This is a genomic window from Pseudomonas sp. NPDC008258 (genome assembly GCF_042956345.1).
Lineage (GTDB): Bacteria > Pseudomonadota > Gammaproteobacteria > Pseudomonadales > Pseudomonadaceae > Aquipseudomonas.
The window spans coordinates 22283-45714 of sequence record NZ_JBIBGE010000042.1; the positions used below are offsets into that span (position 1 = coordinate 22283).

General features: G+C 63.1%; 21 protein-coding genes. 9 read left to right on the plus strand and 12 right to left on the minus strand.

The genetic code is table 11. The features are described 5' to 3' along the window. Positions 1-14: 14 nt before the first annotated feature. From ACFY9W_RS25710 to ACFY9W_RS25740, 7 genes are all read right to left on the minus strand, one after another. On the minus strand, positions 15-188 hold the full coding sequence (locus tag ACFY9W_RS25710) for a hypothetical protein (RefSeq protein ID WP_391136581.1): 174 nt from the start codon (positions 186-188) through the stop codon (positions 15-17). Next, positions 185-1297 carry a PepSY domain-containing protein gene (locus tag ACFY9W_RS25715; protein ID WP_391136584.1) on the minus strand — a complete coding sequence of 371 codons (1113 nt, stop codon included), beginning with the start codon at positions 1295-1297 and terminating at the stop codon, positions 185-187. The genes ACFY9W_RS25710 and ACFY9W_RS25715 overlap by 4 nt, the downstream gene beginning before the upstream one ends. 56 nt (positions 1298-1353) lie before the next feature. Then, a complete protein-coding gene (locus ACFY9W_RS25720) occupies positions 1354-3795 on the minus strand; it encodes a TonB-dependent siderophore receptor (protein WP_391136587.1) in 2442 nt (813 codons plus the stop codon). Positions 3796-4015: 220 nt separating this feature from the next. Beyond that, on the minus strand, positions 4016-4972 hold the full coding sequence (locus ACFY9W_RS25725; protein ID WP_391136590.1) for a FecR domain-containing protein: 957 nt from the start codon (positions 4970-4972) through the stop codon (positions 4016-4018). Continuing rightward, a complete protein-coding gene (locus ACFY9W_RS25730; RefSeq protein ID WP_391136593.1) occupies positions 4969-5487 on the minus strand; it encodes an RNA polymerase sigma factor in 519 nt (172 codons plus the stop codon). The genes ACFY9W_RS25725 and ACFY9W_RS25730 overlap by 4 nt, the downstream gene beginning before the upstream one ends. A 227-nt stretch (positions 5488-5714) precedes the next feature. Continuing rightward, positions 5715-6425 carry an exonuclease domain-containing protein gene (locus ACFY9W_RS25735; RefSeq protein ID WP_391136596.1) on the minus strand — a complete coding sequence of 237 codons (711 nt, stop codon included), beginning with the start codon at positions 6423-6425 and terminating at the stop codon, positions 5715-5717. After that, a complete protein-coding gene (locus ACFY9W_RS25740) occupies positions 6422-8359 on the minus strand; it encodes a DUF294 nucleotidyltransferase-like domain-containing protein (RefSeq protein WP_391136599.1) in 1938 nt (645 codons plus the stop codon). Before ACFY9W_RS25740 ends, ACFY9W_RS25735 begins: the two co-directional genes overlap by 4 nt. A gap of 116 nt (positions 8360-8475) precedes the next feature. On the opposite strand from ACFY9W_RS25740, the gene ACFY9W_RS25745 reads away from it, so the two are divergent. Continuing rightward, positions 8476-9015, plus strand: a complete 540-nt coding sequence (locus ACFY9W_RS25745) for a response regulator (RefSeq protein WP_391136602.1) — start codon at positions 8476-8478, stop codon at positions 9013-9015. A 110-nt stretch (positions 9016-9125) separates the two neighbouring features. Here the strand turns inward: ACFY9W_RS25745 and ACFY9W_RS25750 are convergent, their stop codons facing one another. Next, a complete protein-coding gene (locus tag ACFY9W_RS25750; RefSeq protein ID WP_391136605.1) occupies positions 9126-11303 on the minus strand; it encodes a malate synthase G in 2178 nt (725 codons plus the stop codon). Positions 11304-11753: 450 nt separating this feature from the next. Here ACFY9W_RS25750 and ACFY9W_RS25755 point away from each other — a divergent pair, with 450 nt between their 5' ends. Beyond that, positions 11754-12272 carry an ACT domain-containing protein gene (locus tag ACFY9W_RS25755; protein WP_391136608.1) on the plus strand — a complete coding sequence of 173 codons (519 nt, stop codon included), beginning with the start codon at positions 11754-11756 and terminating at the stop codon, positions 12270-12272. A 347-nt stretch (positions 12273-12619) separates the two neighbouring features. Here ACFY9W_RS25755 and rarD read toward each other — a convergent pair whose 3' ends face one another. The 4 genes from rarD to ACFY9W_RS25775 all read right to left on the minus strand — a co-directional run bounded on the left by rarD (position 12620) and on the right by ACFY9W_RS25775 (position 16260). After that, the gene (gene rarD / locus ACFY9W_RS25760; protein ID WP_391136611.1) at positions 12620-13507 is read right to left on the minus strand and encodes an EamA family transporter RarD; all 888 of its coding nucleotides are present in this window, start codon (positions 13505-13507) and stop codon (positions 12620-12622) included. 64 nt (positions 13508-13571) lie between these two features. Beyond that, a complete protein-coding gene (locus ACFY9W_RS25765; protein ID WP_391136614.1) occupies positions 13572-14546 on the minus strand; it encodes a serine/threonine protein kinase in 975 nt (324 codons plus the stop codon). Between the two features lie 162 nt (positions 14547-14708). Beyond that, positions 14709-15473, minus strand: a complete 765-nt coding sequence (locus tag ACFY9W_RS25770) for a TOBE domain-containing protein (RefSeq protein WP_391136617.1) — start codon at positions 15471-15473, stop codon at positions 14709-14711. A gap of 55 nt (positions 15474-15528) precedes the next feature. Continuing rightward, positions 15529-16260: a phosphoribosyltransferase family protein gene (locus ACFY9W_RS25775; protein ID WP_391136620.1), complete on the minus strand. Its 732-nt coding sequence runs from the start codon at positions 16258-16260 to the stop codon at positions 15529-15531. Positions 16261-16349: 89 nt separating this feature from the next. Here ACFY9W_RS25775 and bioB point away from each other — a divergent pair, with 89 nt between their 5' ends. From bioB to ACFY9W_RS25810, 7 genes are all read left to right on the plus strand, one after another. Then, complete coding sequence (gene bioB / locus ACFY9W_RS25780; protein ID WP_300026833.1) at positions 16350-17408, plus strand: biotin synthase BioB; 1059 nt, start codon at positions 16350-16352, stop codon at positions 17406-17408. Between the two features lies 1 nt (position 17409). Further along, positions 17410-18582, plus strand: coding sequence for an 8-amino-7-oxononanoate synthase (gene bioF / locus ACFY9W_RS25785; RefSeq protein WP_391136624.1), 1173 nt, complete (start codon positions 17410-17412; stop codon positions 18580-18582). Further along, positions 18575-19306 carry an alpha/beta fold hydrolase gene (locus tag ACFY9W_RS25790; protein ID WP_391136627.1) on the plus strand — a complete coding sequence of 244 codons (732 nt, stop codon included), beginning with the start codon at positions 18575-18577 and terminating at the stop codon, positions 19304-19306. The genes bioF and ACFY9W_RS25790 overlap by 8 nt, the downstream gene beginning before the upstream one ends. After that, positions 19299-20114, plus strand: a complete 816-nt coding sequence (bioC, locus tag ACFY9W_RS25795) for a malonyl-ACP O-methyltransferase BioC (protein WP_391136629.1) — start codon at positions 19299-19301, stop codon at positions 20112-20114. The genes ACFY9W_RS25790 and bioC overlap by 8 nt, the downstream gene beginning before the upstream one ends. A gap of 10 nt (positions 20115-20124) precedes the next feature. Beyond that, the gene (gene bioD / locus ACFY9W_RS25800) at positions 20125-20805 is read left to right on the plus strand and encodes a dethiobiotin synthase (RefSeq protein ID WP_391136631.1); all 681 of its coding nucleotides are present in this window, start codon (positions 20125-20127) and stop codon (positions 20803-20805) included. Positions 20806-21035: 230 nt separating this feature from the next. Beyond that, on the plus strand, positions 21036-21332 hold the full coding sequence (locus ACFY9W_RS25805; RefSeq protein ID WP_391136634.1) for a pyrroloquinoline quinone biosynthesis protein PqqE: 297 nt from the start codon (positions 21036-21038) through the stop codon (positions 21330-21332). A gap of 294 nt (positions 21333-21626) precedes the next feature. Continuing rightward, on the plus strand, positions 21627-23432 hold the full coding sequence (locus ACFY9W_RS25810; protein WP_391136637.1) for a phenylacyl-CoA dehydrogenase: 1806 nt from the start codon (positions 21627-21629) through the stop codon (positions 23430-23432).

Below are 23432 nucleotides of genomic sequence, written 5' to 3' on the forward strand. Positions count from 1 at the left end.
GGTAGCGGGCTACTTCACCGCCACAGGCCGCGCAGGCCTAGCCAGGCCGGTATGCCCAGGCCAAGCCAGGCGAGTGCGTCCCAGGCGCCGTCGCCGAGCAGGGCAGCGAACAGCCCCAGCGCGCCCAGCACGGCGATGGCTGCCGGCCAGGCAAAGACCTTGGCAGTGGATTGCGAACGGTGGCTCATGCCTTGGCCTCGCGGGGGCGGCGATGCTTGCCCAGCCAGAGGTACACGCCACTGCCGAGCACGATGATGGTCAGCACGTCGAGTACCGCCCACAGGATCTGCATGGGGCGCCCACCGTAATCGCCGAAATGCAGCGGTTGTGAAAGGCCCATGGCGTCCATGTACCAGGGGCGTTCGCCGACCGCTGTCACTTCAAGGGTGCGGGCATCGATCAGCACTGGGGTGAACAGGTGCGAACTCAGGTGGGTGGCACCGTTCATGAACACGGCGTAGTGGTGCTCGCTGGAAAAGCGCGTACCGGGGAAGGCAATGAAGTCCGGGCGCATGCCGGGGGCGGCCTGTTCGGCAATTTCCAGCAGGCGGGTAGCGGGTGCGCGTTCGGTGAGCGGTGGGGCGTTGCGGTAAGGTGCAACCATGGTGGCCAGGCTGTCGTTGCGCCAGGCGGCGATCACCAGGTCGGACAGGGCGCTGATCACCCCGGTCACGCCAACGGTCAGTGCCCAGGCAAGGGTGACCACGCCGATCAGGTTGTGCAGGTCGAGCCAGCGCAGGCGGCGGGATTTGTCTTGGCGTACGGTGCCGAAGTCCAGGCGCCGCATGAACGGTGCGTACAGCACAGTACCGGAGATGATCGCGACGATGAACAGCACGCCCATGAAGGCCAGCAGCAGTTTGCCGGGCAGGCCGGCGAACATGTCCACGTGCAGGCGCAGCATGATCATCATGAAGCCGCCGTTGGCAGCCGGCATGGCCACGGCTTCGCCGGTGCGGGCGTCGAGCATGAAGGTATGCGACAGGTTGGGGTCGGTGCCTGCGGTGGCAGCGGTAATGGCTACCACGCCATTGGGTTCGTCTTCGTCGTAGCCGAAGTACTGCATGACCTCGCCGGGGCGGTGCTGCTCGGCTTTGAGCACCAGCTGCTGCAGGTCGAGGTGCGGGGTATCAGCCGGCATTGCGCGCAGTTCGGGGGCGTCGCCGAGCAGGTGTTCGAGTTCGTGGTGGAAGATCAGCGGCAGGCCGGTAACTGCCAGCAACAGCAGGAACAGGGTGCAGACCAGGCTGCTCCAGGTGTGGACCACCGACCAGCGGCGGATGGTTGTGCTTTTCATCACGGTACCGATTTTTGCCTGATGGAAACCGGGGCCGCAAAGCGGCCCCAGCTCACTCAGAACTTATAGTTGGCGCTGGCCACTACGCTGCGTTCGTCGCCGTAGTAGCAGTAGAACGAATCGCAGGTCGAAATGTAGTCCTTGTTGAACAGGTTGGTGGCATTGACCGCAACCGAAGCCCCTTTCAGGCTGGTGCTCAAACGGCCAAGGTCATAGTGCACGGAGGCATCAAACACGGTGTAGGCATTGGCTTTGCCCAGGTAGGTGTTGGCCTGGTCGCCGTAGGTGTTGCCGGTGTAGCGGGCGCCGGCGCCGACGCCGAAGCCGTCGAGCACACCGCTGTGCCAGGTGTAGTCGGCCCAGAGGGAAGCTTGCTGGTTAGGCATGAGCTGCAGGCGATTGCCCTTGTAAAGGCCGTCCTGGACTTCAGATTTGGCCAGGGTGTAGGCCGCAGTCACTTTCAGGTTCTCGGTGACATCGGAAACAGCTTCAAGCTCCAGGCCACGGACTTTCACTTCGCCGGTCTGGCTGGTGACGGTGACATTGCCGACGTTGTTGGTGACCGAGACGTTTTTCTGGGTCAGGTCATAGACCGCTGCCGACAGCAAGGTGTTGGAGCCTGGTGGCTGGTACTTGATACCCAGTTCCCATTGCTTGCCTTCGGTAGGTTTGAACGAGTCCTCGGCACTCACACTGGCATTGCTGCTTGGCTGGAACGATTCGGCGTAAGACAGGTACGGTACAAAGCCCGAGTCGAAGACATAGCTGATTGCAGCGTTGCCGCTGAATTTCTTGTCGCGTTGAGTATTGGTGGCGTCGCCCTGGTTGAAGAACTTGGTGCCGGTGTGCACCCAGTCCTCACGCCCACCCAGCGTCAGGCGCCACTTGTCGAGGGCCATCTGGTCCTGTACGTAAATGCCTGTCTGGCGGGTTTTCTGGTCGTAGTCGTAGAACGCTGTGGAGCGGTCAGGGCGAGTGATCGGCAAACCGTAAACCGGGTTGTTGACGTTCACGCCTGGCGCGCTGCCGAAGATGGCCAGGTAGTTGGTATTGCTACGCTGGTGGTCGAGGCCGATCAGCAGGGTGTGGTTGACAGCGCCGGTAGCGAAGTCGCCCTGGAAGTTGTTGTCGACCGCGAACTGGCTGATGTCTTCGTCAACATTGGTGGTGCCACGCCCGGTGTTGCCCTCGTCGTCCACGACAAAGCCGAAATCTGCGAAGGCAGGGATGTAGCTGTTGACGGTGATTGCCTGGAACGCCAGGTCCGATTTGGTATAGCGCAGGTTCTGACGGAACTGCCAGACATCGTTGAAGCGGTGCTCAAAGGCATAGCCGAGCGCGTAATAGGTGCGGTCGTAGAACTCGTAGTTCGGATCACCCAGGTTCTTGTGGTGGGAGATCTTGCCGAATGGCATGTCGATCTTGGTGCCCTGGATCGAGTGGAACTGGCTGGTGATGCCGGTATCGTCCCGGGTGAACTGGGTGAGCAAGGTCAGGGTAGTATCGGTGTCGATGTTCCAGGTCAGGCTCGGGGCGATGTTGTAGCGCTTGTTATCGACGTGGTCGATCTGCGTGCCGCTGTCACGGATCACACCGCTGACGCCATACAGGAAGCGGCCTTCGTCGTCGATTTTGCCGGTGCTGGCGAAGTTGATCTGGCGATGGTTGTCGCTGCCGTATTGCACTTCGATTTCATGGGCGCTTTCAGCCTGCGGGCGGCGGCTGACCATGTCCAGCAGGCCACCGGGCGGGGTCTGGCCATAAGTGGAGGATGCCGGGCCGCGCAGCAGTGCAAGGCGGTCGAGGTTCCAGGTTTCGGCTTTCGGGTTGGCATAGACGCCGCGAGGCAGTGGCAAGCCATCGAGGAACTGGGTTGGCTCAAAACCGCGCACGCGCATCCAGTCATAGCGGGTATCGCTGCCGAAGCTGGCGGAGACGATGCCTGGCATGTAGCGCACGGCATCATCCAGGCTGTGCACGCTGCGGTCACTCATTTGCTGGCGGGTGGCAACGGAGATGGAGCGCGGTACTTCGACCAAGGCGGTGTCGGTCTTGGTCCCCACAGCGGTGCGCTTGGCCAGGTAGCCTTCGACCGGGCCCCAGGCGCTTTCGCCAGCGCTGGTTGCATTGACCGTGGTTTCCGGCAACGCCAGGGTGCCATCCGGCACCGCTACCAGGCTGTAGCTGCCAACACTGCTCTGTTGCAGCTGCAGGCCGGTGCCGCGCAGGGCCGCTTGCAGGGCGCCGAGGCCGTTGTACTGGCCGCTTACCGGGGCCGAAGTGCGGCCGCTGACCAGGGCCGGGTCGATGGCCAGGGCGATGCCGGCCTGGCTGGCGATCTGGTTGAGCGTGGTAGCCAGAGGAGCGCTCGGCAGGTCGTAGGCGCGCGGTGCGGATTGTTCGGCGGCGAACAGGCCAGGGCTGGCCAATGGGGCGGCCAGGCCGATGGCCAGGGCCATCAGGCTGGGGCGCAGGATACGATCAACAGCACGGGACATGCGGCGACTCCTCGATAGATAAGTGTTTATTGATTCCTTGCCGAACGAGATTTCAGAAGTGACAGGGCGAATCTGAAAAAAAGTGAGAATTATTTGAAACAGGTTTTTGCCTGTACCGGCCTCTTCGCGGGCTTGCCCGCTCCCACAGGTAAAACACTGCCCTCAAGTGCGGTGAATTACCTGTGGGAGCGGGCAAGCCCGCGAAGAGGCCGCCACAGGTTTACTTGGGAACGACGTTGACCCACCACTGGGTATGCCGCTCGATCTTCACCGGCAATGCCGGCACCAGCGATTCAAGCGCAAGGTTGGTGTCGGTCAGCGGGAAGCTGCCGGTCACGCGCAGGTCGGCGACTTTGGCATCGACCCCGAGGTAACCGCTGCGGTACTGGCCCAACGTGGCCAGCAGGTCGCCCAGGCGCACGTTGTCCACCACCAGCATGCCGCGGGTCCAGGCATCTGCACCGGCTGGCACCGCGCTGACCTCGCCGAGGCCGTTGGCGTTCATCAGCACCTGCTGGCCTTCGCGCAGCACTTGTTCGTCGCCGCTGTTGTATGGCATGGCAGCCACCGAGGCTTGCAGTACTTCCAGGCGCGTGCCGTGTTCTTCACGTCGTACCAGGAAGCGGGTGCCTAAAGGCCGCAGGCGGCCATCGTCGGTACGCACCAGCAGCGGACGCGGGTCCTGGTGGCCGGTTTCTACCGAGATTTCGCCCTGGTGCAGCACTATGACCCGCTGCTCGCCCTCGTAGTCGATATCCACGGCAGTGTGGGTGTTCAGGCTCAGCAGCGTGCCGTCTTCCAGGCGCATGGTGCGTAGCTCGCCGGTAGCGGTGCGCTGGTCGGCCAGCCAGTAGCTGGGCGCCAATGACGGTGCGCCGACCCAGGCCAGCAGCGAGCCGAGCAGGAACATGCCGGCCAGCCCGCTGCCGGCCTTGCCGATGCGTCGGCGCAGGCTGACCCGTGATTGCAGCAGGGCCTGGCGTGCCGGGCCGGTGGCTGCGCTGACGCGCTGGTCCATGGCGCCGAGCTGGCGCCATGCGCGCGCGTGTTCCTCGCTGGCGGCATGCCAGCGCAAGAATTCACCGCCTTCGTCGGGCGTGCCGCTGGCGTCGTCGAGGCTGAGTTTCCAGGCGATGGCGGCTTCCAGCACCTGCGACGAAACCGGTGCGTTGCTCACGTCGGTTCCCCGTACAGCGCCACATAGCACTGGCGCATGCCCTGGGCGAGGTACTGGCGCACCCGCGATACCGAAACCCCCAGGCGCTCGGCGATTTCGGCATGGCCCATGCCGTCCAGGCGGTTGTGCAGGAACGCCGCACGGGCTTTGCTCGACAGCTTGCCGAGCAGGCGGTCGATGGCTTTGAGGTCTTCAAGAATCAGGTACTGCACTTCCGGCGAGGGCTGTTCGGCTTCCGGGATCAATGCCAGCTCGGCCAGGTAAGCCTGCTCCAGTGCGGCGCGGCGGAAGTGGTCGAACATCAGGCCCTTGGCCACGGCAGCGAGAAAGGCGCGGGGTTCGCGGGGTGTGTCCAGTTGCTCACGGCCGAGCAGGCGCACGAAGGTGTCCTGGCTCAGGTCTTCGGCACGTTGGCGGCAGGCCATGCTGCGCTGCAGCCAGGCGAGCAGCCAGCGGCGGTGGTCGCGGTACAGCGCACCGACCAGATCGGCGTGTGGGCTCTGTGCTGAAGACAAGCAGCGTCCCCCCGGAACGTATGCATTAACTAACGATAATTATTCGCGATTGTTGCAGAGGGGAGGGGGTGGGTGCAATGGACGCTTATCGGATTGCCATCATCGAAAGGGCTGATGGCCCCATCGCCGGCAAGCCAGCTCCCACAGGTACTGCACAAGGCCTGAAATCAAGCGTTCCCTGTGGGAGCTGGCTTGCCGGCGATGGGGCCTGTCAGGCCAATGAAAAGCTAAAGGCCATGACTCTGCACGTTGCGCCGCCGCCACCCACGCAGCCGCTGCTCCAGCTGCAACGGGCTGTCCAGTTGCTGGCGCCGGGCCTGGCTGAACAGGATCAACGCCAATTCGGCGGTCACTTGGGCATCGGCGCTGGCATGGTGGCGTTCTTCCACTTGCAGGCCAAAGCGCGCCACCCAGTCATCCAGCCCTGCTTCACGCAGTACGGTATCGGGGTTGAGCATTGGCGCCAACTCGGCAACGTCGAGGAAAACAGACTGCAAGCGATGGCCAAGGCTCTCTTTCAATGCCCGGGCGAGCATGCGCTGGTCGAACGGCGCGTGAAACGCCATTACCGGGCTGTCACCGATGAAATCGAGCAAATCCAGCAGCGCCTCGGCCGGATCGCAGCCAGCCGCGAGAGCACCAGGCCCCAGGCCGTGGATCAGCACGCTGGGGTTGGTCTTCTGCAAGGGCCGGTGCAGGGTGCGCTCGAACTGCTGGGCAAAGTCGATGGCGCCATCTTCGATGGCCACAGCACCGATTGACAGCACCTGGTCACGGTTGGGGTTGAGCCCGCTGGTTTCCAGGTCCAGCACCACCCAGCGCTGCTCACGCAAGCTGCACACACCCAGCGCTGCGGGCTTGGGCAACCGGGCCAGGCGCTGGCGTGTGGTGTGGTCCAGTTCGGGCGCGGTGGGGCGTAGCCAGGCAAACAGGCTCATAGCTGGTACCGCAGGGCCAGGCTGCTTTGCAGGCGCTGGGCCTGGCGCAGGGACTCGCGCAGGATGCGCCGGTCCAGGTGGTTGAGGCTGTCCGGGTCGAGCCGGTTGGAGTACGGCAGGTTGTCGCGGGCCTGGCGCTGATGCTGCTGCATGCGGGTTTGCTGGATGAAGTGGTAGGCCTCTTCATAGGCCGCGCCATCCAGCGCTTCGATCACGCCCTTGGCCACCAGCAGGCGCAGCCGCTCCAGGGTATTGCAGGCGCCGATGCCATTAGCCAGGGCCAGCAGCCGGGCGCCGTCGACGAAGGGTGTAAGGCCTTGGACCTTGAGGTCGAGGGTGGCAGCCTTGTCGTTGCCTTGTCGGGTCAGCACGAACTCGCGCAGGCGGCCCACGGGGGGGCGCTGGCGCAAGGCATTGTCGGCCAGCATGCGCTGGAAAATGCGGTTGTCTGCCACTTGCTCCAGCAAGCCCTGGCGCAGTTGCTCGCAACCTTGTTCGTCGCCCCATACCACGCGCAGGTCGAAGTAGATGCTCGACCCCAGCAGGTTCTCCGGGCTGGCTTCGCGGACAAAACCGGCAAACCGCTGCGCCCACTCACTGCGCGACAGGCACAACTGCGGGTTGCCGGCCATGACGTTGCCTTTGCACAGGGTGAACCCGCATTGGGCCAGGCATTGATTGATGTACTGTGCCAGGGGTAGCAGGCGGGCGCGGAGGGTTTCAGCTTCGGTACTGTTGGCGGCTTCGAAGAGGATGCCGTTGTCCTGGTCGGTGTGCAGGGTCTGCTCGCGCCGCCCTTCGCTGCCAAAGCATAACCAGCTGAACGGCACGCCCGGGTCGCCGCGCTCGGCCAGCGCCAGTTCAATCACCCGGCACACCGTGTGGTCGTTGAGCAAGGTGATGATCTGGGTGATCTGCGTGGACGATGCACCGTGGGCGAGCATGCGCTCGACCAGTTGGCTGATTTCTCCACGCAGTGAGACCAGGGTGTCCAGCCGTGGCGCGTGACGGATGGTACGCGCCAGGTGCACCAGGTCGACCCGCTGCAGCGAGAACAGGTCACGCTCCGAAACCACCCCGCACAGGCGGCGGTTCTCCACCAGGCACACGTGGGCGATATGCCGCTCGGTCATGGCCATGGCCGCGTCGAAAGCGCTGGCCTGGGGGCTGAGGTAGAAGGGCTTGGCCGTCATGTGCCGCTCGATCGGCGAGCCCAGGTCGGCGTCGGTCGCGGCCACCACCTGGCGCAGGTCGCGCAGGGTGAAGATACCGATGGGGTAGCGCTGCGGGTCGACCACCACGATGCTGCCGACCTGTTGTTCGTGCATCAGCCGCACGGCTTCGCGCAGGGGGGTATCTGCATCGCACACCACAGGGTGACGCATGGCGAGCTCGCCCAGGGGGGTGTTGAGCGAATACTGGGTGCCCAGGGTCTCTACGGCGCGCTGGCGCACTTGCTGGTTGACCTGGTCGAGCAGGCTGCTGACCCCGCGCAAGGCAAAATCCCGAAACACTTCAGACATCGAGAACACGCGGATGAACGCGGCCTTGTTCAGTTGCAGGCAGAAGGTGTCTTCCCCGGCCAGGTGCTCGGTGCGGGTCGCCCGCTCGCCCAGCAACGCAGCCAGCGGGAAACATTCGCCGCTGGTGATCTCGAAGGTGGTCTCCACGCCTGGCTTGACCAGGTGCTGGCGCTCGCCAACCACCCGGCCCTGCTTGACGATGTAGAAGTGCTCGACCGGCCCGTCGGCAGGCTTGACGATGCTTTCGCCGCTGGCATAAAAGCGCAGCTGGCACTGTTCGACCAGGTAGGCCAGATGGCTATGTTCCATCTGGTTGAACGGCGGAAAGCGCTGCAGGAACTGCAAGGTGCCCTGGATGTTCTGCAGCACTGCCGTCCTGCCCGCCTGGCTGTAGGCGTCCTTTTTGCTCATGAAACTGACCGTATCGCTATGCCGAACTATATATATCTATATATAGGTGCCGGCCTTGTTGTTCTCTGCCTCCATGGTCGGCTTGCGGCGGTGTGGTGCCCATTGGACGTAAGTCTATGAGCGCCCCTGTCAAAGACCCGACGAAAGGCGAACCGGGTTACGCAAGTAAAGTGGTCCTAATGCTGAAGCGGAATTTTCTTGACGAGATGGCCATGCCCGAGCAAACCGACATCCTGAGCGACGCCGAACGGGAGGCATTGGCCGTGGTGAGCGCGCCTGTGGCACCCAAGCCGTTGGTGCTGGTGGTTGACGACAACGCGGTCAACCGCGAGGCGCTGATTCTTTACCTGAAAAGCCGGGGTATCGATGCTGTAGGTGCGGACGGGGCCGAGGAGGCCAGGTTGTACCTGCATTATCAGCAGCGTATCAGCTTGATGATCACGGATTTGCGCATGCAGCCGGAAGATGGCCTGGACTTGATACGGACCATTCGCGAGTCGGAGCGGGCGGCGTTGTCGATCATCGTGGTGTCGGGCGACACCGATGTGAAAGAGGCGGTGGACGTGATGCACCTGGGGGTGGTGGATTTCCTGCTCAAGCCGGTAGACCTGGGCAAGTTGCTGGAGCTGGTGAAGAAAGAATTGAAGATCGAGTAGTTGTGTTGGCTGTTCCAATGCATTCGCGGGCACGCCCGCTCCCACAGGGTTATCACTGTCTTTGAAGGCAGCGATTAACCTGTGGGAGCGGGCGTGCCCGCGAATAGGCCTTACAGCCCGTTACGCGCCTTGAACTCGCGGCGACGGCGGTGCAGCACCGGCTCGGTATAACCGTTCGGCTGCTTGCCACCTTCCACCACCAGCTCGATAGCCGCCTGGAACGCGACGTTGTCGTCGAAGTTCGGCGCCATCGGGCGGTACAGGGCGTCGCTGGCGTTTTGCTGGTCAACCACCACGGCCATGCGCTTGAGGCTTTCCAGCACCTGCTCCTGGCTGACCACGCCATGGCGCAGCCAGTTGGCCAGCAGCTGGGCCGAAATACGCAGGGTGGCACGGTCTTCCATCAGGCCGACGTTGTTGATGTCCGGCACCTTCGAGCAACCCACGCCTTGGTCGATCCAGCGAACCACGTAGCCAAGGATGCCCTGGGCGTTGTTATCCAGTTCGTTGCGGATCTCTTCAGCCGACCAGTTGGTGTCGGCAGCCAGCGGGATGGCCAGGATGTCGTCCACCGACGCCGGGGTACGCGAGGCCAGCTCACGCTGGCGCGCCTGTACGTCGACCTTGTGGTAGTGCAGGGCGTGCAGGGTGGCGGCGGTTGGGGACGGCACCCAGGCGGTGTTGGCACCGGCCAGCGGGTGGGCGATTTTCTGCTCGAGCATGGCGGCCATCAGGTCGGGCATGGCCCACATGCCTTTGCCGATCTGCGCACGGCCTTGCAGGCCGGTGGCCAGGCCAACGTCGACGTTGTTGTTCTCGTAGGCGCCGATCCACTTCTCGTTTTTCATGGCGCCCTTGCGCACCACGGCGCCGGCTTCCATCGAGGTGTGGATTTCATCGCCCGTGCGGTCGAGGAAGCCGGTGTTGATGAACACCACGCGCTCGGCGGCTGCCTTGATGCAGGACTTGAGGTTGACCGTGGTACGGCGCTCCTCGTCCATGATGCCGACCTTGACGGTGTTGCGCTTCATGCCCAGCAGGTCTTCGACCTGGCTGAAGATTTCGGCGGCGAATGCCACTTCTTCCGGGCCGTGCATCTTCGGCTTGACGATGTACACGCTGCCGCTGCGGGTGTTCTTGCGGCTGGTGTTGCCGTTGAGGTTGTGCAGGGCGATCAGGTTGGTGAACAGGCCGTCCTGAATGCCTTCGGGAATTTCGTTGCCTTGGGCATCGAGGATCGCCGGGTTGGTCATCAAGTGGCCAACGTTGCGCACGAACAGCAGCGAACGGCCATGCAGGGTCACGCTGCCACCGTTTGGCGCGGCGTACTCGCGGTCCGGGTTCATGGTGCGGGTGAAGGTTTTACCACCCTTGCTCACGGTTTCGGCCAGGTCGCCTTTCATCAGGCCCAGCCAGTTGCGGTAGACGATTACCTTGTCGTCGGCGTCGACGGCGGCAACCGAGTCTTCGCAGTCCATGATGGTGGTCAGTGCCGATTCCATCAGGATGTCTTTCACGCTGGCGGCGTCGGTGCTGCCAACCGGGGTGCTGGCATCGACCTGGATTTCGAAGTGCAGGCCGTTGTGTTTCAGCAGCACGGCAGTCGGTGCGGCGGCATCGCCGTGGAAGCCGACCAGTTGGGCATCGTCACGCAGGCCGCTGTTGCTGCCGCCTTTGAGGGCAACAATCAACTTGCCGCCTTCGATGCGGTAGCCGGTGGAATCGACGTGCGAGCCGGCGGCCAGTGGCGCAGCTTCGTCGAGGAAGGCGCGGGCGAAGGCGATGACTTTGTCACCACGCACTTTGTTGTAACCCTGGCCTTTTTCGGCGCCGCCTTCATCGCTGATGGCATCGGTGCCGTACAGGGCGTCGTACAGCGAACCCCAGCGGGCGTTGGCGGCGTTCAGGGCAAAGCGGGCGTTCATCACTGGAACAACCAGCTGCGGGCCGGCCATGTTGGCGATTTCTTCGTCCACGTTCTGGGTGGTGGCCTGGAAATCGTCGGCTTGTGGCAGCAGGTAGCCGATTTCCTGGAGGAATGCTTTGTAGGCTACGGCATCGTGTGCCTGGCCTTTGCGTGCCTGGTGCCAGGCGTCGATCTTGGCTTGCAGCTCGTCGCGCTTGGCGAGCAGGGCTTTGTTCTTTGGAGCGAGGTCATTGATGATCTTCTCTGCACCCGCCCAGAACTGCTCGGCGACGATGCCGGTCCCGGGGATGGCTTCGTTGTTCACGAAGTCGTACAGGACCTTGGCGACCTGAAGGCCACCGACTTGAACGTATCCAGTCATTGCTTGCCTCACTCTGCTCAGCTATTTCGCTCTTCTGTATTAAGCCTGTAGCGCTTCTCTAAACACGTACCAGTGCTTGCCCCCGGGGGTGAACCCGAGCGCGGCTGGGTGCAGCCTGCCAGACGGGCTGGCGGGCAGTGTGCGTATTTTCACAGGCGCCTTGGCAGACATCCAAACGACGTTTTGTAGTCCGCGCCACGGGATACTACATGATGCAGTAGGCGGGGCAAAATCAGACTAAAAGCGCCGTTATGCGACCCGTTGGTCGCGTATGGTCACGCTGGGAGTGGGTATGTTCGCAAAAAACAGGTGGATTGTTCCAGATAAATCTTGAAACAGTACACGATTGGCTATGCTGATTGCCCTGCGGCAGGTTGCCGCGCCTTGCCTATACTCAGTCGATCCCCCGATTTTCTGCCGCACGGCGCGGTCCGACACGAGGAAGGGTTTGTGGATCATCTTGTACTGACTGTAATAGCCCCCGACAAGGCCGGGCAGGTTGAACGCATTGCCCAATGTATCGCCGACCACAGTGGTAACTGGCTGGAGAGCCGCATGTCGCGTATGGCCGGGCAGTTTGCCGGCATCCTGCGGGTGGCCGTGCCTGCCGAGAATTACGCTGAACTGGTGGCGTCGTTGCAGGCGCTGGCCAGGTATGACATTCGGGTACTGATTGCCGAAAGCGGGATCGAGCCGTCCTGCACCTGGAAGCCGATTGCGATGGAGCTGGTGGGGAATGACCGGCCGGGAATCGTGCGCGACATTACCCGGTTGCTGGCTGAGTTGCAGGTAAACGTCGAGCGGTTTTCCACAGAGGTGAGGCCTGCGCCGATGAGCAGTGAGCCGTTGTTTCATGCCGATGCGTTGCTGGCGCTGCCGTTGACCTTGCCGCTTGAAGAATTGCAGCAGCGACTGGAGAGCCTGGCGGATGACTTGATGGTGGAGTTGCAGTTGCGGGCGGAGAACTGATTCGGGATTGTCGGGGCCGCTTTGCGGCCCATCGCCGGCAAGCCAGCTCCCACAGGTATTGCACAGGCCTGGAGGGCAACGGGATCAAGGTGGGAGCTGGCTTGCCGGCGATGGGGTGCGAAGCGGCCCCTTGCGGTTATCCCGATTTCACGGGGAAGGCCCTGTGGATAAGCTGGGGGTGTACCTCTCCAGCCCAGATACCCTGTGGCTTGCAAGGCTTTGCTCAAAAAACACCCAATAATCAGCAGCTTGTGCACAAAGCACGGGGACGAGGGTGTGGATAACCTTTGGAGATATCTCTGCAGGCCTCAAAGCACGTGGCCTGCAGAGATTTGATCGTTTTTTGATCAGCTGCGCTTGCGCAAACTCAGCCACGCATCGACGCTGTAAATCGCCAAACCCGCCCAGATGAACATGAAGGCCACCAGGTTGCTCGACGACAGATGCTCATCAAACAGCAGTACCGCCTGCAACAACACCAGGGTCGGCGCCAGGTACTGCAAGAAGCCCAGCGTGGTATAGGGCAGGTGGCGCGCCGCCGCGTTGAAGCACACCAACGGTATTAGCGTCACCGGCCCAGCGGCCATCAGCCACAGCGCCTCGCTGCTGGTGTAGAACGCACCCTGGGCACTCATCGCCGCCGGGTGCAGCAGCATCCAGCCAAGAGCCAGCGGCACCAGCATCCAGGTTTCCACCACCAGGCCCGGCAATGCTGCCACTGGCGCCTGCTTGCGAATCAGCCCATAGAAGCCGAAGCTCAGCGCCAGCACCAGCGACACCCAGGGCAGGCTGCCCACTTGCCACACCTGCTGGGCCACACCCACAGCCGCCATGCCCACCGCCAGCCATTGCAGGCGGCGCAGCCGCTCGCCAAGAATCAGCATGCCCAACAGCACGTTGATCAGTGGGTTTATGTAGTAGCCCAGGCTGGCCTCAAGCATGCGGCCGTTGTTAACCGACCATACGTAGGTCAGCCAGTTGCCGGCGATCAGCGCCCCGCTCAGCGCCAGGATGCCCAGGCGGCGGGGGTTGTCACGCAATTCACGCCACCAGCCAGGGTGTTTCCACACCAGTAGCAGCAATGAGCCGAACAGTGCTGACCAAAGTACCCGGTGGACAATGATCTCCACTGCCGGAACGTTCTGGATAGCCTTGAAGTACAGGGGGAACAGGCCCCAGATGATGTAGGCACTAAGGCCCAGTATGTACCCGCGACGCGGGTTTGCGGCGTGCATGCAGAATCCTTGCTTAGGTAGCTAAATAAAGCGACGCCTATTGTAGACAGAGGCCGGCGTGCTTCTAGAACAATTTCAGCGGTGCTTCATCCAGCGCTGCCATCTGTTCGCGCAGGGCGAGGATCTGGTCGCCCCAGTAACGTGGCTGGCCAAACCAGGGGAAGCTGGGCGGGAACGCCGGATCGTCCCAGCGCCGTGCCAGCCACGCACTGTAGTGCAGCTGGCGCAAGGCACGCAGGGGTTCGATGAGGGCCAGCTCGCGCGGGTCGAAGTCGTGAAACTCGTTGTAGCCGTCGATCAGCTCGGCCAGTTGCCCCAGGCGTTCTTCGCGGTTGCCGGCCAGCATCATCCACAGGTCTTGCACCGCCGGCCCCATGCGGCAGTCGTCGAGGTCGACCACGTGGTACGCCTCTTCGCGGTACATCAGGTTGCCAGGGTGCAGGTCGCCGTGCAGGCGGATGAGGTTGTGCGGGGTGTGGGCGTAGATGTCCTCGACACGCTTGAGCACGTCGCGGGCCACGGATTCGAACGCTGGCAGCAACTCGCGTGGGACAAATCCCCCTTCAAGCAAGGTGTTCAGCGAGGCATGGCCGAAGTTGTCCACAGCCAGGGCTTCACGGTGCTTGAACGGTTTGCTGGCGCCTACGGCATGCAGGCGGCCGAGCAGTTGGCCCAGGCGATACAACTGGTCGAGGTTGCCTGGCTCCGGGGCGTATCCGCCGCGGCGGGGGAACAGGGTAAAGCGAAAGCCCTGGTGTTCGAACAAGGTGTGGCCGTCGTGCTGCATGGGCGCCACCACCGGCACTTCGCAGTCGGCCAGTTCGGCGGTGAAACTGTGTTCTTCGAGGATGGCTTCATCGCTCCAGCGCCCGGGGCGGTAGAACTTGGCGATCAGGGGTTGCGAGTCTTCGATGCCTACCTGGTATACACGGTTTTCATAGCTGTTCAATGCCAGCACCCGGGCGTCGCTCAGGAAGCCAATGCTCTCCACGGCGTCCAGGACCAGGTCGGGGGTGAGGGTGTCGAAGGGGTGGGACATGGGGGCTCCGGGGAGTTGGCGGCATGACCGCCATGGTACCGCGTTATACCTGTGGCGGCCTCTTCGCGGGCGTGCCCGCTCCCACAGGTACGGTGCACATGCTACGGGCCGCGGTCCTTGTGGGAGCGGGCAAGCCCGCGAACCGCGCAAAGCGCGGCCAGGCTATGCAGGAATGCCGATCAGCACATAGGACGGATGAAACTGCACACGCACGACACTGCCATCTTCTATGCGCTGCCCAGCCAGCCAATCTGCCTCGGCAATGGCACACAAGGTCTGCCCGTTGCCCAGGGCCAGCCGGACCTCACTGGGCCCTTCATCGTCTGCCAATACTTCTTCCACCGTTGCACTCAAGCAATTACTGCCCGTTTCGGCTTCTTCCCCCTCCGCCAGCAACCGCACCCAGCCAGCCTTGAGCAACGCCACCACCATCGTGCCCAGTGTCAATTCCAGACGCGCGGTACTGTCGTGCGTGATCAGCGCATCAATCTCCAGCCCACCGCCCAAGGCCAGGCTGACGCGGTCATACCGGCCTTCCCGGCGCAGCCCGCTGACCTGGCCCTGCAACTGGTTACGTGCGCTGGTGCGCAGCATCAGCCGCCCGAGCAGGTCGAGGTCGCTGGACTCTTCGGCAGCTTCGAGTATTTGCGCCTGCAACGCCTGCAGCCTTTGATACAGACGCAGCACCCGCTCACCTTCCGGTGACAGGCGCGCACCACCGCCACCACGGCCCCCCGTGCTGCGCTCGACCAAGGGCTGGCTGGCCAGGTTGTTGAGCTCGTCGATAGCGTCCCAGGCGGCCTTGTAGCTGATGCCCGCAGCCTTCGCGGCGCGAGTGATCGAGCCTTGCTCGGCGACGTGCTGCAACAGCGCAATGCGCTGGGGGCGGCGGGCAATGTGCTGGGTGAGGAGGGTGGGTAGGGACATGGGCGTCGAGTCGTTGTGCGGCCTGAGGACCGATAGTGTGTAGGACTGTGCCGGGTCATGCATACCCCGGTTTGGGCGTGCGCGCCAGGCAGTAGACATCTACCCGCCGTGCCCCGGCCTTCTTCAGCGCTTCGGCGATAGCCTGCGCGGTAGCACCGGTAGTCAGCACATCATCGACAAGGGCGACATGCTGGTCCGCCAGATCGCCAGTGGCTGTAAACGCCTGTTGCAAGTTACGTCGCCTTGCTTTGGCATCCAGCTTTTGTTGCGCAGGTGTATCGCGCGTGCGCACCAGCAACCGCTCGTCGCAGCGTAGCCCCAGTTGGGAGGATAGCCACCGCCCGAGCATCCCGGCCTGGTTGAACCCCCGCTCGCGCAGTCGACGTTTGGCCAAGGGTACTGGCAACAGTAGGTCGGGGCGGGGCAGCCCTTCGGCAAAGCGGTGCAGCAGCCCATGCCCCAGCATTTCAGCCATCAACCGCCCCAGGGGCCATTGCCGATTGTGCTTGAAGCGGCTGACCAGGGTGTCGACCGGAAAGCCGAATTGCCATAGCGCAATAACTTGATCGTAGGGCGGCAAGCCGCGGCAGCACTGGGCGCAGGTCAGGCCAGCCATGGGCAGTGGCAGGGCGCAGCGCAGACAATGATCGCCCAGCCAGGGCAGTTCCTCCTCGCAGGCGATACACAGTGGGTAGGCCTGCTCGGCAGGTTCATCGCACAATAAGCATGTCTGGTTAATAAGTGAGCACTTGTAAACCAGTCTTTTCCAGTGTGGTTGACAGTTCATAGGCCTTCCATGACTATGCGAGCTATCCGTGATGCGCTGGCGGGCTTTCCTGCCCCGGCGCCTGCTTCAGCCTAAACAAGGAAACGCCGATGAGCGCCAGCACAACTGCAACAACACGTCACGACTGGTCCCTGGCCGAGGTCAAGGCGCTGTTCCAGCAACCGTTCAATGACTTGCTGTTCCAGGCGCAAACCGTGCACCGCGCGCATTTCGACCCTAACCGCGTGCAGGTTTCGACCCTGCTGTCGATCAAGACCGGCGCCTGCCCGGAAGATTGCAAATATTGTCCACAGTCCGGCCACTACAACACCGGGCTGGAAAAACAGAAGCTGATGGAAGTGCAGAAGGTGCTGGAAGAAGCTGCCCGCGCCAAAGCCATCGGCTCCACCCGCTTCTGCATGGGCGCGGCGTGGAAGCACCCGTCGGCCAAAGACATGCCCTACGTGCTGGAAATGGTCAAAGGCGTGAAGGCCATGGGCCTGGAAACCTGCATGACCCTCGGCAAGCTCGACGAGGACCAGACCAAGGCCCTGGCCCAGGCTGGCCTGGACTACTACAACCACAACCTCGACACCTCGCCGGAGTTCTACGGCAGCATCATCACCACCCGCACCTACAGCGAGCGGCTGCAGACCTTGGCCTATGTGCGTGATGCCGGGATGAAGATATGCTCCGGCGGCATCCTGGGCATGGGTGAGTCGCTGGACGACCGCGCCGGCCTGCTGATCCAGCTGGCCAACCTGCCCGAGCACCCGGAGTCGGTGCCGATCAACATGCTGGTCAAGGTGGCCGGCACCCCGCTGGCCGAGGAGGAGGATGTCGACCCGTTCGATTTCATCCGCATGCTGGCAGTGGCCCGCCTGCTGATGCCCAAGTCGCACGTGCGCCTGTCCGCCGGCCGCGAGCAAATGAACGAGCAGATGCAGGCCCTGGCCTTCATGGCGGGCGCCAACTCGATCTTCTATGGCGAAAAACTGCTGACTACCGCCAACCCGCAGGCCGACAAGGACATGCAACTGTTCGCACGCCTGGGCATCAAGCCCGAAGCGCGTGAAGAGCACGCCGACGAAGTGCACCAGGCGGCCATCGAGCAGGCGCTGGTCGAACAGCGCAGCAGCGAGATGTTCTACAACGCTGCATCGGCCTGACATGGCCTTCGACCTGGCGGCGCGCCTGGCCGAACGGCGCGCCGCAGACCTGTATCGGCAGCGGCCGCTACTGGAAAGCCCGCAAGGGCCGGAAGTGGTGGTCGACGGCCAGCGTTTGCTGGCCTTTTGCAGCAATGATTACCTGGGCCTGGCCAATCACCCCGAAGTGATCGCCGCCTGGCAGGCTGGCGCCGGGCGCTGGGGTGTCGGTGGCGGTGCCTCGCACCTGGTGGTCGGCCACAGTACGCCGCACCACCAGGTTGAAGAAGCGCTGGCCGAACTCACCGGGCGCCCGCGTGCGCTGCTGTTCTCCACCGGCTACATGGCCAACCTCGGCGCCATCACCGCGCTGGTGGGGCAGGGCGACACGGTGCTGCAAGACCGTTTGAACCATGCCTCGCTGCTGGATGGCGGGCTGCTCAGTGGCGCCCGTTTCAACCGGTACCTGCACAACGACCCGGCCAGCCTGGCCAGCCGCCTGGACAAGGCCGTCGGCAACACCCTGGTGGTGACCGATGGCGTTTTCAGCATGGACGGCGACCTGGCCGACCTGCCGGCGCTGGCCGATGTGGCCCGGGCGCGCGGTGCATGGTTGATGGTCGACGATGCCCATGGGCTGGGCACGCTTGGCGCTCAGGGCGGTGGCATCGTCGAGCACTTCGGGCTGGGCGTAGATGACGTGCCGGTGCTGATCGGCACGCTGGGCAAAGGTTGCGGTACCGCAGGTGCATTCGTGGCGGGCAGCGAAGAGCTGATCGAGGCGCTGGTGCAGTTCGCCCGCCCCTACATCTACACCACCAGCCAGCCACCGGCGCTGGCTTGCGCCACGCTCAAGAGCCTGGAGTTGCTGCGCCGCGAAACCTGGCGCCGTGAGCACCTGGCAGCGTTGATCCGCCAGTTCCGCGAAGGCGCACGGCAGATCGGACTTGAGCTGATGGACAGCCCGACACCTATCCAGCCGATCATGATCGGCGACAGTGCACAGGCCCTGCGCCTGTCGCGCATGTTGCGCGAACGCGGCTTGCTGGTGACGGCAATCCGCCCGCCCACCGTACCGGCTGGCAGCGCCCGCCTGCGGGTTACATTGAGTGCCGCGCACAGCGAGGCGCAGGTGCAGCTATTGTTGAATGCATTGGCCGAGTGTTATCCACAGTTGGAGAACGCCGATGCGTAATCGCCTTGTACTGCTGCCCGGCTGGGGCCTGGGCACTGCTTCACTGGAGCCGCTGGCCGCCAGCCTGCGTGCCCAGGATGCACGCTTGCAGGTAGAGCTGATGCCCCTGCCAGAGCTGGCCGACAGTGATGTTCAGGCATGGGTAGACCACCTTGATCGCAAGCTGCCGAACGATGTGTGGCTGGGTGGTTGGTCGCTGGGCGGCATGTTGGCCAGCGCGCTGGCGCACAAGCGCGGTGACCATTGCTGCGGCCTGCTGACACTGGCCAGCAACCCCAGCTTCGTGGCCCGCCCGGGCTGGCCCCACGGCATGGCCGAAGACACTTTCGGCACCTTCCTCGATGGCTGTCGCAGCCATACCCAGGTCACCCTCAAGCGCTTCCGTACCTTGTGCAGTGATGGCGCGCAGCAGCCACGCACGCTGCTACGTCAGCTGGGTGTCGGCGTGCCGGATACCGACCCGCTGTACCTGGCCACCGGCCTGGAAGTGCTGGCCAGGCTGGACACCCGCGAAGCCCTACAGGCCTATGGCGGCCCGCAGTTGCACCTGTTCGCCGGTAGCGACGCACTGGTGCCGGCAGAGGCGGCAAAAGCGTTGAGCGAGCTGCTGCCCGATGTGGAAGTGGGCCTGGTTGAAGACAGTTCCCACGCGTTCCTGCTGGAGTATCCGCAGGAGCTGGCGGCGGGCATCAAGAGTTTCCTGCATGAGAGTGGCGATGACTGACCTATCCCGTCCAACCCCAGGCGCATTGCCCGACAAACGCCAGGTGGCGGCCTCGTTCTCCCGCGCTGCGGCCAGCTACGACAGCGTGGCGGCCTTGCAGCGTGCTGTAGGTTTGAACCTGCTGGAGCAGTTGCCGGCAGGCTTGCAGCCCTCGCACTGGCTGGACCTGGGCAGCGGCACCGGCCATTTCAGCCGCGTGCTGGCCGAGCGTTTCGCACAGAGCAGTGGTGTGGCGGTGGATATTGCCGAAGGCATGCTGCGCCATGCCCGTCATGAACGGGGCGGGGCACAGTATCACGTGGCTGGCGATGCCGAGCGCTTGCCGCTGTGTGATGGCAGTGTCGACCTGGTGTTTTCCAGCCTGGCCGTGCAGTGGTGCGACCAGTTCGCCAGCGTGCTTGCAGAGGCGTTGCGGGTACTGCGCCCGGGAGGCGTGCTGGCGTTCAGCAGCCTTTGCGTGGGCACTCTCGACGAACTGCGTGCCAGCTGGCAGGCCGTGGACGGCCTGGTGCATGTGAACCGTTTCCGCCGCTTCGAAGACTATCAGCGCCTGTGTGCTGCCAGCGGCTTCGAACCGCTTGAGTTGCAGCGCCGCCCGCACGTGCTGCACTACCCGGACGTGCGCAGCCTGACGCACGAGCTCAAGGCGCTGGGTGCGCATAACCTGAACCCGGGCCGCCCTTCCGGCCTCACTGGCCGGGCGCGGATGCAGGGCCTGTTGCAGGCCTATGAAGCATTTCGCCAGCCCGAGGGGCTGCCAGCCACCTATCAGGTGGTCTATGGTGTGTTGCGCAAGCCACAGGCGTAAGGGGAGCGAGATGAGCCAGGCCTATTTCATTGCCGGTACCGATACCGATGTCGGCAAGACCACCATCGCCGCCGGGCTTTTGCATGCGGCGCGCTTGCAGGGCATGAGCACGCTGGGGGCCAAGCCGGTTGCGTCCGGGTGCACGATGACGCCTAAAGGGTTGCGCAACAGCGATGCCCAGGCGCTGATTGATGAAAGCACGATCAAGCTGCCGTATGAGCAGGTCAACCCGTTTGCTTTCGAGCCTGCGATTGCTCCGCACGTGGCCGCTCGCGAAGCGGGGGTGACGCTGGCGGTACCGGAGTTGCTGGCAGCGATGCGCAATGTGTTGCAACAAAATGCCGACTTCACCTTGGTAGAGGGGGCTGGTGGCTGGCGCGTGCCGTTGTCAGGGTTGGAGAACCTGTCTGATCTGGCTGTTGCCTTGAAGCTGCCGGTTATCCTGGTGGTAGGGGTGAGGTTGGGTTGTATCAGCCATGCCTTGCTCAGCGCCGAGGCGATCGAGCGTGACGGTTTGCAGTTGGCGGGGTGGGTGGCGAACATCATCGAGCCGCGTACTTCGCGGCTGGAAGAAAACCTTGCCAGCCTTGCCGAGCGCTTGCCCGCGCCTTGCCTGGGGCGGGTGCCCAAGCTGAAGCTGGCCAGTGCCGACATGGTGGCTGAGCATTTGCAGCTGGATCTGCTGGATTAGGGTTTTCCAGGCTCGGCCCTTTCGCGGGTGAACCCGCTCCCACAGGTATTGTGCAGTTCTCAGGAGCTGTGCGGTCCCTGTGGGAGCGGGCAAGCCCGCGAAGAGGCCAGCGCAGGAATACCCAGTGCCTATCAGCTGGCACCAGGCCATTAGGGATTTAAACGGGCCTTTTCACCACAGGCCTGCTTTAATTGAGCCTGTTCGTTATCCAGCGTCAATGGAGTCCTGACATGGAAATCACCGGTAGCTCCGCCTATTACGCGGGCCTGAGCGCAATCCACACCGGCCAGAACCGCGTCGATCAGGCTGCAAGCCAGATCGCCAACACCGCCGCCGAACGTACCGCCACCAGCCAGTCCAGCGATTTTCAGGCTGAACGCCTGCGCGCGGTCGACCGCAGTCAGCAGATGGACCTGGCTACCAGCGTGGTGCAACAGGCCGTGGGCAAGACCGAAGTCGAGCTTGGCGCAAAAGTGGTCAAGGCTTCCGACGAAATGCTCGGCCGGATCATCGATACCTACGCCTGACCGGGCGCCTATTCGAATCACACACACACATCCCCTGTGGGAGCGGGCATGCCCGCGAATGCGTCAGCTCAGGCACCTCTATTGCCTGGTCTGGCCTCTTCGCGGGCACGCCCGCTCCCACAGATGGGTGGCATTTTTCGGGCTTGGCGTAAACGCCATTTTTCGTGGCGTAAATGGCACCATAGTCCCTCCTTGACAGAATGCGGAGCTAAACGTAAGTTTCAAACAACTGTTTGATAAGACGGCCGCCAAGAGCTGGTCACCCCCACAGAACTGACCCAGAGGTTCATCGCAATGCCTGATTACAAAGCCCCCTTGCGTGATATCCGCTTCGTTCGCGACGAACTGCTTGGCTATGAGGCGCACTATCAGAGCCTGCCGGGCTGCCAGGACGCCACGCCCGACATGGTCGACGCGATCCTTGAAGAAGGTGCGAAGTTCTGTGAGCAGGTGCTGTCGCCGCTGAACCGTGTGGGTGACCAGGAAGGCTGCACCTGGAGCGAATCGGGCGTGAAAACCCCGACTGGCTTCAAGGAGGCCTACGAGCAGTTCGTCGAAGGCGGCTGGCCGAGCCTGGCCCATGACATCGAGCACGGTGGCCAAGGCCTGCCAGAGTCGCTGGGCCTGGCCCTAAGCGAAATGGTTGGTGGTTCGAACTGGTCGTGGGGCATGTACCCAGGCCTGTCGCATGGCGCGATGAACACCATTTCTGCGCACGGCACCGAAGAGCAGCAGCACACCTACCTGACCAAGCTGGTGTCCGGGGAGTGGACCGGCACCATGTGCCTGACCGAGCCACACTGCGGTACCGACCTGGGCATGCTGCGCACCAAGGCCGAACCACAGGCCGATGGCAGCTACAAAGTGTCGGGCACCAAGATCTTCATTTCGGCCGGTGAGCACGACATGGCCGGCAACATTGTCCATATCGTCCTGGCCCGCCTGCCGGATGCACCGGCCGGTACCAAAGGTATTTCGCTGTTCATCGTGCCGAAGTTCCTGCCCAATGCCGAAGGCGGCGTGGGTGAGCGCAACGGCGTGAGCTGCGGCTCTATCGAGCACAAGATGGGCATTCACGGCAACGCCACTTGCGTGATGAACTTCGATGCGGCCACCGGTTACCTGATCGGCCCGGCCAACAAAGGCCTGAACTGCATGTTCACCTTCATGAACACTGCTCGCCTGGGTACCGCGCTGCAAGGCCTGGCCCACGCCGAGGTGGCGTTCCAGGGTGGCCTGAAGTACGCCCGTGAGCGCCTGCAGATGCGTTCGCTGACTGGCCCGAAAGCGCCGGACAAGGCCGCTGACCCGATCATCGTCCACCCGGACGTGCGTCGCATGCTGCTGACCATGAAAGCCTTCGCCGAAGGCAACCGTGCGATGGTGTACTTCACCGCCAAGCAGGTGGACATCGTCAAGTACAGCCAGGACGAAGAAGAGCGCAAGAAGGCCGATGCCCTGCTGGCGTTCCTGACCCCGATCGCCAAGGCGTTCATGACCGAAGTCGGTTTCGAAGCGGCCAACCATGGCGTGCAGATTTATGGCGGCCACGGCTTCATTGCCGAGTGGGGCATGGAGCAGAACGTGCGCGACAGCCGTATCTCCATGCTGTACGAAGGCACTACCGGCATCCAGGCGCTGGACCTGCTCGGCCGTAAAGTGCTGATGACCCAGGGCGAGGCACTGAAGGGCTTTACCAAGATCGTGCACAAGTTCTGCCAGGCGCAGGAAGGCAACGAAGCGGTCAAGGAATTCGTCGAGCCGCTGGCGGCAATCAACAAGGAGTGGGGCGAGCTGACCATGAAAGTGGGCATGGCCGCCATGAAGGACCGTGAAGAAGTGGGCGCAGCTTCGGTCGATTACCTGATGTATTCCGGTTATGCCTGCCTGGCCTACTTCTGGGCCGACATCGCCCGCCTGGCGGCCGAGAAGCTGGCAGCCGGTACCAGCGAAGAGGCGTTCTACACCGCCAAGCTGCAGACTGCGCGCTTCTACTTCCAGCGTATCCTGCCGCGTACCCGTACCCATGTGGCAACCATGCTGTCGGGTGCCAACAACCTGATGGCGATGGACGAAGAAAACTTCGGCCTGTCGTACTGA